This window comes from Sinorhizobium sp. P24N7 (assembly GCF_042436655.1).
Classification (GTDB): domain Bacteria; phylum Pseudomonadota; class Alphaproteobacteria; order Rhizobiales; family Rhizobiaceae; genus Sinorhizobium; species Sinorhizobium meliloti_A.
The window spans coordinates 244,975-257,368 of the sequence record NZ_JBHMIW010000001.1 but is presented as its reverse complement, the minus strand read 5'-3'; the positions used below and the strand labels follow the sequence as shown (position 1 = coordinate 257,368).

Sequence of the window (12,394 nt, the reverse complement as noted above, 5' to 3'; positions counted from 1 at the left end):
CAGGGTCCCGCGCAAGGTCTCCCCCACGTCCGGCGCCGACGGGAGGTTCAATGGAAAGACTGGCAGGCAGAATCATACTTCTCTCGGGCGTGTCCCGAACATTCGTCGGCTTTCTCGCCGGCCTTCTGGCGGTGCTTGCCCAGCCGCCCTTCGGCATTTTCGCGGCGGCTTTCGTCTCCTTTCCCGTCCTTGTCTGGCTGATCGACGGGGTGGCGCCCGACCCCGGCGACTGCGTGCTGCGGCGGCTGATGCCGCCCGCGGCGATCGGCTGGTCCTTCGGTTTCGGTTATTTCCTGGGTGGTCTCTGGTGGCTGGGCAATGCGCTTCTGGTCGAGGCGGACGCGTTCGCCTGGGCGCTGCCGCTCACCGTCGTCGGCCTCCCGGCCGTTCTGGGGCTCTTTTACGCGCTGGCTGTCGTCATTGCCCGCAGCCTCTGGTCGGACGGCTGGGGCCGGATCGCCGCCCTCGCGCTCGGCTTCGGCATCGCCGAATGGCTGCGCGGCTTTCTCTTTACCGGCTTCCCCTGGAATGCCATCGGCTATGCGGCCATGCCGATGCCCTTGATGATGCAGTCGGCCAGCGTCGTCAATCTTTCGACGATCAACATGCTGGCCGTTTTCGTCTTCGCCGCGCCGGCTCTGATCTGGACGGGCAAGGGCGCGCGCGCCGGTCTCGCCATCGCCGCAGCGCTCTTTGCGGCGCATGTCGCTTTCGGCTTTTACCGGCTCGCCCAGCCGGCACCGGTGCCGCTCCAGCCGGAGATGAGCGTCCGCGTCGTCCAGCCGGTTATCGACCAGGCCAAGAAGCTCGACGACCGCGAGCGTGCGTCGATTTTCGAGGACCATCTCTCGCTGACGGCCGCCCCGGTCCAGGATGGCGCCAAACGGCCGGACATCGTCGTCTGGCCGGAAACGTCGATCCCTTTCATCCTCACCGACAATCCCGACGCCCTGGCGCGGATCGCCGACGTTCTCCAGGACGGGCAAGTTCTCGTCGCCGGCGCCGTCAGGGTCGAGGATGCCGGTGCCGGACTGCCGCCGCGCTATTACAATTCGGTCTATGTGATCGACGATCGAGGGCAGATCGTCGGTGCGGCGGACAAGGTGCATCTGGTGCCTTTCGGTGAATACCTCCCGTTCGAGGATCTGCTGACCTCCTGGGGCCTGAGCTCCGTCGCGGCCTCGATGCCGGGCGGTTTCTCGGCGGCCAGCACCCGCCCGATGCTGACCTTGCCGGGCGGCCGGCGGATCTATCCGATGATCTGTTACGAGGCGATCTTCGCCGACGAGGTGGACGGCAATGCCCGGCTCGCAGACGCGCTCCTCAACATCACCAACGACGCCTGGTTCGGCGATACCCCCGGCCCGCGTCAGCATTTCCATCAGGCGCAGCTCCGCGCGGTCGAAACCGGAACTCCGATGATTCGTGCCGCGAATACTGGTATTTCAGCAGTTGTTGATGCACGTGGTGTTTTAGTGCTAGTATTGGGCTACAATTACAAGGGGGTTCTAGACACAATTCTGCCGGGAAAACTGCCTACGCTCACAAATATCGCAACGCGCAGCCAAATTTTTTGGCTGACGATGGGAATTCTATTTCTGGTTGCAGTAATATCGCGCTCAGGTTTTAATATTAGGAAGAATTGACGTAAAACCCCTAAAATTGCATAGTGTATTTCGCCATCAACCTTCGCCTGCCGTCGAGCGTGACAGGGTTGCCGCAGCGCATATTTTGCAATGCGGGGTTGCTGGTAACGTAAACAGCGTGTTTAGGAAGGCGAATATGATCGAGAATAAGAAGAAACCGAACCCGATCGACATTCATGTCGGTAGCAGGATTCGCCTTCGTCGGACGATGCTTGGCATGAGCCAGGAGAAGCTCGGCGAGAGTCTGGGGATTACCTTCCAGCAGATCCAGAAGTACGAAAAAGGCACGAACCGCGTCGGCGCGAGCCGGCTGCAGAACATTTCGCAGATACTCAACGTGCCGGTGTCGTTCTTCTTCGAGGATGCCCCGGGCGATGGCGGCGGCACCGGGCCGGGGATGGCCGAGGCGTCGAGCTCCAACTACGTCGTCGATTTCCTGTCCTCCTCGGAAGGGCTGCAGCTCAACCGCGCCTTCGTGAAAATTTCCGACCCGAAGGTCCGGCGCAAGCTGGTAGACCTCGTTAAAGCACTGGCCGCCGAGGCGGAGAGCGAATAGGCGGCAAGTCGCCCGGCACGAAAGAAGCGGCATCAAGCCGCTTTTTTCGTATGGAGACTGCTGTCCGAGCTCCAACCCTGCCGATAGGGACGGCAGCGCTTCGAGGCTGCGCATCCGACAAGGCGCGCTGGCGGCGGCTCACTCCCGCGAGCGAAAATTTTCCCTCAAGTCCGCATCTTCGGGAAAGCGGAACGTCGCAGCGATGCCGATATAAAGATATATTTATGTCGTTGTGTGCTTGTTTTTCACCGGCAAAACCACTAAACGTTTGGACCGCTTCTTTCATTGAGGGGACTTCCCGCATGCGCGCAAACTACCTGTTCACAAGTGAATCCGTAGCCGAAGGTCATCCGGACAAAGTGTGTGACCGTATCTCCGACGAAATCGTGGATCTGGTCTACCGCGAAGCCGCAAAGACCGGCGTCGATCCGTGGACTGTGCGCATCGCCTGTGAGACGCTGGCGACGACCAATCGTGTGGTCATCGCCGGAGAGGTCAGGCTGCCGCCGAGCCTTCTCAAGAAAGACAAGAACGGCGTCGACGTCATCAATCCCTCGAAGTTCAAGTCGGCGGCCCGCAAGGCGATCCGCGACATCGGCTATGAGCAGGACGGCTTCCATTGGAAGACTGCGAAAATCGACGTTCTTCTGCACTTCCAGTCCGCACACATCGCGCAGGGCGTGGACAACGCCGCCGACAAGCAGGGCGAAGAAGGCGCGGGCGATCAGGGCATCATGTTCGGCTATGCCTGCCGCGAGACCGCCGAGCTCATGCCGGCGCCGATCTACTATTCGCACCGCATCCTCAATCTGCTCGCCGCGGCCCGCAAGAAGGGCGAAGGCGAAGTCGCCAAGCTTGGTCCGGACGCCAAGAGCCAGGTGACGGTGCGGTACGTCGACGGCAAGCCGGCCGAGGCCACCTCGATCGTTCTTTCCACCCAGCATCTCGACGAGAGCTGGGATTCCACCAAGGTCCGCTCCGTGGTCGAACCCTATATCCGTGAGGCGCTCGGGGACCTGAAGATCGCCGACGACTGCACCTGGTACATCAATCCTACCGGCAAGTTCGTCATCGGTGGACCGGACGGCGACGCGGGCCTTACCGGCCGCAAGATCATCGTCGACACCTATGGCGGCGCGGCTCCGCATGGCGGCGGTGCCTTCTCCGGCAAGGACACGACCAAGGTCGACCGCTCGGCCGCCTATGCGGCCCGCTACCTTGCCAAGAATGTCGTAGCGGCGGGCCTCGCCGAGCGCTGCACCATCCAGCTTTCCTACGCGATCGGCGTAGCCCAGCCGCTGTCGATCTATGTCGACCTGCACGGCACCGGAAAGGTCTCGGAAGATCAGGTGGAGAGCGCCATCCGCAAGACGATGGACCTGTCGCCGACGGGCATCCGCCGCCATCTCGACCTCAACCGGCCGATCTATGCCAAGACCTCCGCCTACGGCCATTTCGGCCGCAAGGCCGGCCGCGACGGTTCCTTCTCCTGGGAGAAGCTCGACCTGGTCAAGCCGCTGAAAGAGGCGATCGAGAGCGACTCCTCGTCCGTCAACGGAAGAGCGGCGAGCCGCGCGGCGTAAGCCCTGCCGGCGAGGCAGCTTCGGAAGAAGCCGCGTATTGAAGATATCGCAGCCGCCTGTTATCAGCCGTGGCAACAGTCAGGCGGGCGCTCCGGAGAGGAGCGTCCGCCTCCTTCATTGTGATTTCGGGCTTGGCTCGATCGGAAATCATGGATGCGGAGCTGGATGAGGAAAACGATGTGCGTCCTCTACCCGCAGCCTGCTTCATCTATGGGAAGAACGACATGACCGAAACGCGCGGTGCCAGAGCAACGGAGGCTTTCTTCGGCCGCCGCAAGGGCAAGCCCTTGCGGGAGCGCCAGGCGGCCCATCTCGAACACCTGCTGCCCCTTTTGAAGCTCGATCTCGAGAAGCCGGCTCCGGCCGATCTGACGGCCCTTTTTCCCGAGCCCGTCGAAAGAATCCGCCTGGAGATCGGCTTCGGCGGCGGAGAGCACCTGATCCACCGTGCTGCGGAAGACCCGGCGACCGGCTTCATCGGGGTGGAGCCCTTCGTCAATTCGATGGCGAAGCTGCTCGGGCAGATCGAGGCGAAGGCGATCAGGAACGTCCGCCTCTACGATGACGACGCGACGCAGGTGCTGGATTGGCTGCCGGCGGCATCCGTCGACCAGATCGACCTGCTTTATCCCGATCCATGGCCGAAGCGGAAGCACTGGAAGCGGCGTTTCGTCTCCGCGGTCAATCTCGACCGCTTCGCACGCATCCTGAAGCCGGGCGGCGTCTTCTGCTTTGCTTCGGACATCGATAGCTACATCAACTGGACGCTCATCCATTGCCGCGACCACGCGGCTTTCGAATGGACGGCGGAGACAGCGGCCGACTGGCTGACGCCTTTTGCCGGATGGCCGAGCACGCGCTACGAAGCCAAGGCCCGCCGGGAAGGGCGCAGTTCGGCCTATCTGACCTTTCGGCGTAGGTGAACCGGGCGTCTGGAGTTTGGCCCCTCAGCCGGCCTGCCGACCACCTTTTCCCGCGCGCGGGGCGAAGGGGATTCGCGGCCGCTGCTTAAGTCCCCTCTCCGTCTGCGAGGAGAGGGGCAATTCTTACCCGCTCAATGCAAAGTGACGGTGCGAAGGTCGTCTTCCGCCGCCTTGAAGAAGGTGCTGGAGCGGTTGTCCGTCAGCAGGATAGGCGTTCCATCGGCGCCGAACAGGGCCCACAGATCGATTCCAGGCCCCATCTCGGGCGCTTCCGGAAAGCAACGGGAGACCTCCTCAGAACGCATCTTGCGGATATAGCCGACCTCGCCTGCGCCAAGATGCGCAAGGTCGTTCTTCGACAGCGATGTGTTGATGGCTTTCAGTCCCATGGTCATGCTCCGTGGTCGCCGGCGCAGGAAAAAATCTCGCCGGTTATCCTATTCTGGGACCGAAATATTAATTTTCTTTACCATACGGGCGGGCTCGGGGCGCACCAGGTCCACCGCAAGGAGGCCGTTGCGCAATTCCGCGCCGAGAACCTGCATTCCATCGGCCAGCACGAAGGTCCGCTGGAACTGCCGGGCGGCGATGCCCCGATGCAGATATTCCCTTTCACCGGTCTCGATCTGACGGCCGCGGATCACGAGCTGGTTCTCCTCGGTCGTCACGTCGAGGTCTTCCTCCGAGAAGCCCGCGACCGCGAGCGTTATGCGCAGGCGTTCCGGCGCGTCGGCGGCAGAATCGCCGCGAATTCGCTCTATATTGTAGGGAGGATAGCCGTCATTGCCCTTCGCGATGCGCTCAAGGGTCTTTTCCATGCTGTCGAAACCCACCAGAAGCGGGCTCGTAAAAGGCGTTATTCTGCTCATTCTCCAAGCCCTTGCAGCTCAAGCGACCATGTGTCGGACCTGCCAAGCAGCATCCTGCCTGCAATATGGTGGCTGTGTGCAGTGAGTGCAAGCGGCTTGCCTCCGCAGGCCGCTCAAATCATAGTCTCTGACTTGAGAGCGACGGTCCTGCAGGGAGATGAAAAGTGTCAAGCGCAAGAAAAATCATCATCGACACGGATCCGGGCCAGGACGACGCGGCGGCAATCATGCTGGCCCTCGGCAGCCCGGAGGAAATCGAGCTCCTCGGCATCACCGCGGTTGCCGGCAATGTCCCGCTGACACTGACGGCCCGCAACGCCCGCATCGTCTGCGAGCTCTGCAACAGGACCGACGTGAAGATCTTCGCAGGTGCCGAGCGGCCGGTCGCCCGCCCGCTCGTCACGGCCGAGCACGTGCACGGGAAGACGGGGCTCGATGGCCCTGCGCTTGACGAGCCGACGATGCCGCTTCAAGAGCAGCACGCCGTCGACTTCATCGTCGAAACGCTGCGTGCGGAGGCGCCGGGCGCCGTGACGCTTTGTACGCTCGGACCGCTGACGAATATCGCGCTGGCCTTGACGAAGGTTCCGGAAATCGCGCCTTCGATACGCGAGCTCGTGATGATGGGTGGCGGCTTCTTCGAGGGCGGCAACATAACGCCTGCGGCGGAATTCAACATCTATGTCGATCCGGAGGCAGCCGAGATCGTCTTCCGCTCCGGCATCCCGATCGTGATGATGCCCCTCGATGTCACCCATCGCGTTCTGACACGGAAGGTTCGCGTGGAGAAAATCCGCGCGATCGGCAACCCGGCGGCAGCGGCCCTTGCCGAGATGCTGGAATTTTTCGAGCGTTTCGACATCGAGAAATACGGCACCGACGGCGGGCCGCTGCACGATCCGACCGTGATCGCCTATATCCTGCGGCCGGAGCTCTTCACAGGGCGGGACTGCAACGTCGAGATCGAAACGGCGTCTCCGCTCACCACGGGCATGACCGTGGTCGACTGGTGGCAGGTCACCGGCCGCGCGCACAACGCCAAGGTCATGCGGCACGTCGACGACGAGGGCTTCTTCGAGCTCTTGATCGAGCGGTTGGCCCGTCTCTGAGAGCCATGTACGCCTTGCCCGGAAAAGACGACGGCGCCCGATGAGGATCGGACGCCGTCTTGCAGCCGGTGCGGGCCGCGATCAGAATTCTTCCCAGTTGTCCTGCGCGAGCGCATTGGCGCCGGATGTTTTGGCAAGCACCTTTTGAGTCGAATTCGAGTAGGCGGGACTGCGCGGCGCCTGGGCGGGACGATTTTCCGCGGGGGCAGCCGCACGCATCCGCTCGGCCGTACCGCGCAGCATTTCGGCCGGGGCCTGGGTCGGAACGGCCTGCGGGGCGATCTGGAAACGGGCGACCAGCGCGCTTAAGGCGCGAGCCTCGTCGTTCAGCGCCATGCTGGCGGCCGTCGTCTCTTCCACCATGGCGGCGTTTTGCTGTGTCACCTGGTCCATCTGATTGACGGCGGAATTGATCTCCTTGAGGCCCACCGCCTGTTCCGAGGCGGAGCTTGAGATCTGGCGGATGAGCCCGTTGATCTGCACCACCTGCTCGGCGATCTTCTCGAGCGCGCCGCCTGCCTTGCCCACGAGGTCGACGCCCTCGCGAACCTGGCCCGCCGATGTATTGATCAGCGTCTTGATTTCCTTTGCGGCATTGGCAGAGCGCTGCGCGAGTTCGCGGACCTCCTGTGCGACGACCGCGAAGCCCTTGCCGGCGTCGCCGGCGCGGGCGGCCTCGACCCCGGCATTGAGCGCCAGAAGGTTGGTCTGGAAGGCGATTTCATCGATGACGCCGATGATCCGGCTGACTTCATGCGACGACTGCTCGATGCCATTCATGGCGGCGATCGCCTTCTGCACCACCTCGCCGGACTGTTCCGCGTCGCTGCTTGCGACCTCGACGGATTTCGCGGCGACCTTGGCGTTTTCGGCGCTGGCGTTCACCTGCGAGGTCAGTTCGTCAAGGGCGGCCGCGGTCTCCTCGAGACTTGCTGCCTGCTGTTCCGTCCGATGCGACAGGTCGTTGGCGGCGCCTGATATCTCGCTGGTGCCGCTGCCGATATTGACGACCGAGTGGTTGACGGTGCGGATCGTCTCTTCGAGGCTCTCCATCGTCGCGTTGAAATCGCGTTTCAGCTGGGCGTATTCGCCGGGGAAGTCGCCGGTAAGGCGGAAGGCGAGGTCGCCGGCGGAGAGATGCGACAGGGCCTTGCCGAGACGTGCGACGATGTCGCGCTGCAGAGCGCTGGCCTCGGTGCGTTCGTTTTCCGAACGTCCGCGTTCGAGTTCGGCCTGCTCTCTCTCGTGACGTGCCTCGCTTTCGAGCCGCCTGTTGTCGGCGAGCTGGTGACGGAAGCCCTCGAGCGACCTGGCGACGGCGCCTGTCTCGTCGGAGCGTTCCTGACCGGAAATCGGCCGGGTATATTCTCCGTTGCTGAGCGTCTCGACGTCGCCCACGAGGCCGGCAAGCGGCTTCTGGACGAAGCGGCGAACGGCGAAATAGAGGCCGGCGAGCACCGCGCCGAGGACCATCAGACCGCCGACGATCATCATATAGGTCTGATCGCGTACCGGCGCATTGATGGCTGAGCGCGGAACATCGACCAGAACCAGCCATTGCGCGCTCACGTCGGGCAGGCTGAAAGGATAGACCACACGGTCGAAAGGCTCGTTACCGTCGTAAGTCAGGTTCTCGATCATGCGGGGCGTGCCGGCGGAAAGGGCGTCTTTCACCAACTCGGCGCCTTCGCCGTCATATTCCTTCATCAGCAGTTCGGGGATGGGTGCGGCGAGCCACTTGCCGCTCTGCGACAGCAGGTAGACCCGGCCGGAGCCGAAAGGCTTGACGGCCGAGAGACGGTCGGCGAGTGCGGCGAGCGAAATATCTACACCCGAAACGCCGATCATTCTGCCGTTCGACATGACGGGATAGGCGATCGACGTCATCGTGGTCGGGACATCGGTGCCCTCGGCGAGATATGGCTGGGTGATGGCGCCCTTGCCGCTTTTCGCCGCGAGGCCGTACCACTCGGCCGCATAATCGGCCTTGAACGTCGAGAGCTGGATATTTCCGTTGCGGTCCTTGGACCAATAGGGCGTGAACGCACCGTCGGCATTGCCGCCAAGCTCCGTGTTGTCGACGACGTCCTTCCCGTCATAGGCCTTGGGCTCTTCGGCGAACCAGCTGCCGAAGGCAAAGCCATGCTGCTCCAGGTTGGCCTTCAGGAGATTGATTGCGCCTGCGCGGTCGGTGGACTGTCCGGCATGGCCGCGCCCGAGAACGCCCGACATGGTCCGCGCGGCGGCGGCAAGTTCGCCGACGCTTCCCGCGATGTCGGCCGCGATCGCCCGCGCTTCCGTCTTCGCGCCGTCGAAGACCAGCGTTTCGACACGGTCCCGCGTCTGGGAGATAAGCACGTAATTCGACGCGAGCAGCACGAGGGCAATCGTGCCTCCCGTCACCGCGATCAATTTTGTCGCCAGCGATCTGGCTTGGAACTTGAACATGAAATCCTCACGCACTGAGAGGTCCGCAGGTGCTGAACCCGCGGCGCGACATATTCGGAACTGTGGGTGAAGCTCCCTCATGGAGCGCCAGATGCCGACCGGCATGGAGGAGCGGCCGAACCGGAGCTGGCCTTCTCGCTGACCTGATTAGACGATCAAAGATTAAAATACGGCCAACGCCGCATCTGATTCCGGGTTCAAGCGGCAGGATTTGCGCGGCGGCCTTGCCGGCGGGCGCTTATCTCACGGTCTTCCGGCGCGTTTCAATGTTTCATGGAAACACTGAAACAGTCTGAACCGGTGCGCTTCCGCACGGAAAACCGTGGCGTACTTTTCCTGGAAAGTGCGTCAGAGCCGGGCGGCGACCTCGGCGGCAAGCGGTATCGAGGGCTGCGCGCCGGGCTTGAGGCAGGCCAGCGATCCCGCAACCGCGGCGCGGCGGAGCGCCTCGGAAAAGGCGAGGCCGGCGTCGAGGCCGGCGGCGAGATAGCCGCAGAAGGTATCTCCGGCACCGACCGTATCGACGGGCTCGATCGTGAGCCCCTTCGCGCGATGGAGTTCGCCTTCGTGAATCGCCACCACGCCCTCCGCGCCAAGCGTTACGATCACGGTCTGGCGGGTCTCGGCGTGCAGCCCCTTCATAGCCTCTTCCCGCTCGGCGCCGGCGATGCCCGCTTTGCCGGCGAGCAGCTCGAACTCGGTCTCGTTGGCAATGACGATATCGGCCATGCGGCCGAGGCGCGCCGCATCCGGCGTCAGCGGCGCGATGTTGATGATCGATCGGACGCCGCGCCGTTTTGCTTCGGAGAGTGCCTTTTCCACCGAGGCAGCTGGAATTTCGAGCTGGAGCATCAGCGTGTCGGCAGCAGACATTCTTGCAACGGCGTTCACGGCGTCGTCCTCGCTCACGCGTGCGTTGGCGCTGGCGACCACAACGATGACGTTTTCGCCGTCGCCGCCGACGATGATATGTGCCGTGCCGGTCGGCTCGCCGACGGTCTTCGTCAGATCGAGATCGGTGCCGGCCTCCTTGAGCAGCGCCAGCGCGCCCTCGGCGAAGGCGTCGGAGCCGACGGCACCTGCCATGCGCACCGAGGCGCCGGCGCGGCGCGCCGCGAGCGCCTGGTTTGCGCCCTTGCCACCCGCCGCAGTGGAAAAGTCCATTCCGGCAACAGTTTCGCCGGGCTTCGGAAGGCGTGCGGTGGTGGCGATCAGATCCATGTTGATGGATCCAAAAACAGTGATCATGTGGAGGCGTCCCGTCGGCTTCTTTGTTTTTCGCCTGTCGTCATTCCAAACCGCTGCAGGGTTTCGGGCGACACACGCATTTGCCGGAGAGTGCCCGACGCCGTCAGTCCTCGTCAACCACTCTCAGCTTCAATTGCCCTATGCGCCCGTCCATCGGGCGCCCGCTGCCGTCGCCCGGCTTTTCGCCCTGTCTCGGATCGCCCTCGGCCTGCAGCTCGAGCGCCTCGATCTTGGCGCCCCGACGGGTCAGCTTGTCCGAGGAGATCAGGATGTCCTCGACATCCTTCTGCGTCATGGCGAAATGGCCCTGGAGCTTGCGTACGCGCTCATCGAGACGCGAGAGATCTTCCATCAGCCGTACGACTTCGCCCTGGATCAGGTGGGCCTGCTCACGCATGCGGGCGTCTTTCAGGATCGCCTGGATGACCTGGATCGAGAGGAGCAGGAGCGACGGAGAGACGATGACGATCCGCTGGCGGTGCGCCTTCTGGACGATCGCTTCGAAATGCTCATGGATTTCGGCGAAGATCGATTCGGAGGGAACGAAGAGGAAGGCCGTATCCTGGGTCTCGCCCGGCAGGAGATATTTGCCGGAGATATCGCGGATATGCACCTCCATGTCGCGGCGGAAGGCCTGCGCGGCCTGTTGCCGCCGTTCGGCGCTCGCCGCGTCCCTCATGGAATTCCAGGCCTCGAGCGGAAACTTCGCGTCGATGACCAGCGGCGGCTGGCCGTTCGGCATGCGGATGGTGCAGTCCGGCCGCGCGCCGTTGGAAAGCGTCGCCTGGAAGGCGAAGGCGCCCATCGGCAGGCCGTCGGCGACGATCGCCTCCATGCGCGACTGTCCGAAGGCGCCGCGCGTCTGCTTGTTGGCGAGGATGCTCTGCAGCCCGGCCATATCCTTGGCGAGCGACTGGATGTTGTTCTGCGCGTTGTCGATCACCGCGAGCCGCTCCTGGAGCCGCCGCAGATTTTCGTGCGTCGCCTTCGTCTGCTCGCTGATCGAGGCGCCGATGCGATGCGTCATTCCGTCGATGCGCTGGCTGAGCGACTGGTTCAGTTCCGCCTGCCGGGCGCCCAGCACCTCGGTCATGGCGGCGATCCGTCCCTGCATCTCCGTCTGCGCCGCGATGAGCGCCGACATCTGCTCTTCGCGGTCGATCGCGCGAGCCGAACGGGCGCGCCGCACCATAATGGCCGAGAACAGCACCACGAGAAGGGCGGCGGCTGTGACGAGGAGGCCGGCCGTGACGGGCAGGGCGCCGACGAGGAACAGCGGCTGATCGAAGGAAAAGGGGATGGGCTCCATGGCCGCAGACTAACAGATTCGCGTGCGAAAACCAGATCAAAACGAGAACATACATTTTCGCGTGCCGGTCGTTCCCACTTGGAGCGCCACGGGTTTCGCATTGGCAATTTTCTTGCGCGTCGAGGGAAAGATCGGCTATGGGGATCGACATGACGATCAAGCCGCTCATCATTCTTCCCGATCCGGTTCTGCGCCAGGTGTCGACACCGGTGGAGACCATTGACGCCGATATTCGCCGGCTCGCCGACGATATGCTGGAAACCATGTACGACGCGCCGGGCATCGGTCTCGCCGCGATACAGATCGGCGTGCCGAAGCGCCTCCTGGTTCTGGATGTGACGAAGGAGGGAGAGGAGAAACAGCCGCTCGTCTTCATCAATCCGAAGGTCGTCCGCTCGTCCGAGGAGCGTTCGGTCTATGAGGAAGGCTGCCTTTCGATCCCCGACTATTACGCCGAGGTCGAGCGACCCGCCGCGATCACGGTCGAGTATGTCGATCGCGATGGCAAGGAACAGGCGGTCGAGGCCGAGGGCCTGCTCGCCACCTGCCTGCAGCACGAGATCGACCATCTGAACGGCGTCCTGTTCATCGATTACATCTCCAAGCTCAAGCGAGATATGGTGATTCGCAGGTTCACCAAGGCGGCCAAGACGCGCGGCGCAAAGGCGATCTGATCCGTTCATGTCTTAGGTCGACCCGGCCT

The 12,394-nt window shown here is 63.2% G+C and carries 11 protein-coding genes; 6 read left to right on the top strand and 5 right to left on the bottom strand.

Features of this window, described 5'->3' with window-relative positions; genetic code table 11:
- Positions 1-50: 50 nt before the first annotated feature.
- From lnt to ACFHWW_RS01160, 4 genes are all read left to right on the top strand, one after another.
- Positions 51-1,646, top strand: coding sequence for an apolipoprotein N-acyltransferase (gene lnt / locus ACFHWW_RS01175; protein ID WP_379937060.1), 1,596 nt, complete (start codon positions 51-53; stop codon positions 1,644-1,646).
- A gap of 136 nt (positions 1,647-1,782) precedes the next feature.
- Entirely contained in the window at positions 1,783-2,202 is a 420-nt protein-coding gene (locus tag ACFHWW_RS01170; RefSeq protein WP_003527670.1) for a helix-turn-helix domain-containing protein, read from the top strand.
- Positions 2,203-2,504: 302 nt separating this feature from the next.
- Positions 2,505-3,785, top strand: a complete 1,281-nt coding sequence (metK, locus tag ACFHWW_RS01165; RefSeq protein ID WP_100669750.1) for a methionine adenosyltransferase — start codon at positions 2,505-2,507, stop codon at positions 3,783-3,785.
- A gap of 224 nt (positions 3,786-4,009) precedes the next feature.
- On the top strand, positions 4,010-4,708 hold the full coding sequence (locus tag ACFHWW_RS01160; RefSeq protein ID WP_275596886.1) for a tRNA (guanosine(46)-N(7))-methyltransferase TrmB: 699 nt from the start codon (positions 4,010-4,012) through the stop codon (positions 4,706-4,708).
- 131 nt (positions 4,709-4,839) lie between these two features.
- Here the strand turns inward: ACFHWW_RS01160 and ACFHWW_RS01155 are convergent, their stop codons facing one another.
- Together ACFHWW_RS01155 and ACFHWW_RS01150 are read right to left on the bottom strand one after the other, a co-directional pair.
- A complete protein-coding gene (locus ACFHWW_RS01155; protein ID WP_018094016.1) occupies positions 4,840-5,097 on the bottom strand; it encodes a DUF1150 family protein in 258 nt (85 codons plus the stop codon).
- A 48-nt stretch (positions 5,098-5,145) separates the two neighbouring features.
- On the bottom strand, positions 5,146-5,577 hold the full coding sequence (locus ACFHWW_RS01150) for an Hsp20 family protein (RefSeq protein WP_018094017.1): 432 nt from the start codon (positions 5,575-5,577) through the stop codon (positions 5,146-5,148).
- Positions 5,578-5,741: 164 nt separating this feature from the next.
- On the opposite strand from ACFHWW_RS01150, the gene ACFHWW_RS01145 reads away from it, so the two are divergent.
- Positions 5,742-6,686 (top strand): nucleoside hydrolase, encoded by a 945-nt coding sequence (locus ACFHWW_RS01145; RefSeq protein ID WP_379937059.1) that lies wholly within the window; start codon positions 5,742-5,744, stop codon positions 6,684-6,686.
- A gap of 81 nt (positions 6,687-6,767) precedes the next feature.
- Here ACFHWW_RS01145 and ACFHWW_RS01140 read toward each other — a convergent pair whose 3' ends face one another.
- From ACFHWW_RS01140 to ACFHWW_RS01130, 3 genes are all read right to left on the bottom strand, one after another.
- Entirely contained in the window at positions 6,768-9,134 is a 2,367-nt protein-coding gene (locus ACFHWW_RS01140; RefSeq protein WP_379937058.1) for a methyl-accepting chemotaxis protein, read from the bottom strand.
- Between the two features lie 348 nt (positions 9,135-9,482).
- Positions 9,483-10,382: a ribokinase gene (locus ACFHWW_RS01135; RefSeq protein ID WP_018094020.1), complete on the bottom strand. Its 900-nt coding sequence runs from the start codon at positions 10,380-10,382 to the stop codon at positions 9,483-9,485.
- Positions 10,383-10,485: 103 nt separating this feature from the next.
- Positions 10,486-11,691, bottom strand: coding sequence for a DNA recombination protein RmuC (locus tag ACFHWW_RS01130; RefSeq protein WP_338277813.1), 1,206 nt, complete (start codon positions 11,689-11,691; stop codon positions 10,486-10,488).
- Positions 11,692-11,840: 149 nt separating this feature from the next.
- Between ACFHWW_RS01130 and def the strand changes: the two genes are divergently transcribed.
- A complete protein-coding gene (gene def / locus ACFHWW_RS01125; protein WP_338277816.1) occupies positions 11,841-12,365 on the top strand; it encodes a peptide deformylase in 525 nt (174 codons plus the stop codon).
- Positions 12,366-12,394: the final 29 nt, after the last annotated feature.

Excerpts from the sequence above, each read along its gene's own strand:
- lnt (WP_379937060.1), top strand. The coding sequence starts at position 51 with ATGGAAAGACTGGCAGGCAGAATCATACTTCTCTCGGGCGTGTCCCGA.
- ACFHWW_RS01170 (WP_003527670.1), top strand. The coding sequence starts at position 1,783 with ATGATCGAGAATAAGAAGAAACCGAACCCGATCGACATTCATGTCGGT.
- metK (WP_100669750.1), top strand. The coding sequence starts at position 2,505 with ATGCGCGCAAACTACCTGTTCACAAGTGAATCCGTAGCCGAAGGTCAT.
- ACFHWW_RS01160 (WP_275596886.1), top strand. The coding sequence starts at position 4,010 with ATGACCGAAACGCGCGGTGCCAGAGCAACGGAGGCTTTCTTCGGCCGC.
- ACFHWW_RS01155 (WP_018094016.1), bottom strand. The coding sequence starts at position 5,097 with ATGGGACTGAAAGCCATCAACACATCGCTGTCGAAGAACGACCTTGCG.
- ACFHWW_RS01150 (WP_018094017.1), bottom strand. The coding sequence starts at position 5,577 with ATGAGCAGAATAACGCCTTTTACGAGCCCGCTTCTGGTGGGTTTCGAC.
- ACFHWW_RS01140 (WP_379937058.1), bottom strand. The coding sequence starts at position 9,134 with ATGTTCAAGTTCCAAGCCAGATCGCTGGCGACAAAATTGATCGCGGTG.
- ACFHWW_RS01135 (WP_018094020.1), bottom strand. The coding sequence starts at position 10,382 with ATGATCACTGTTTTTGGATCCATCAACATGGATCTGATCGCCACCACC.
- ACFHWW_RS01130 (WP_338277813.1), bottom strand. The coding sequence starts at position 11,691 with ATGGAGCCCATCCCCTTTTCCTTCGATCAGCCGCTGTTCCTCGTCGGC.
- def (WP_338277816.1), top strand. The coding sequence starts at position 11,841 with ATGACGATCAAGCCGCTCATCATTCTTCCCGATCCGGTTCTGCGCCAG.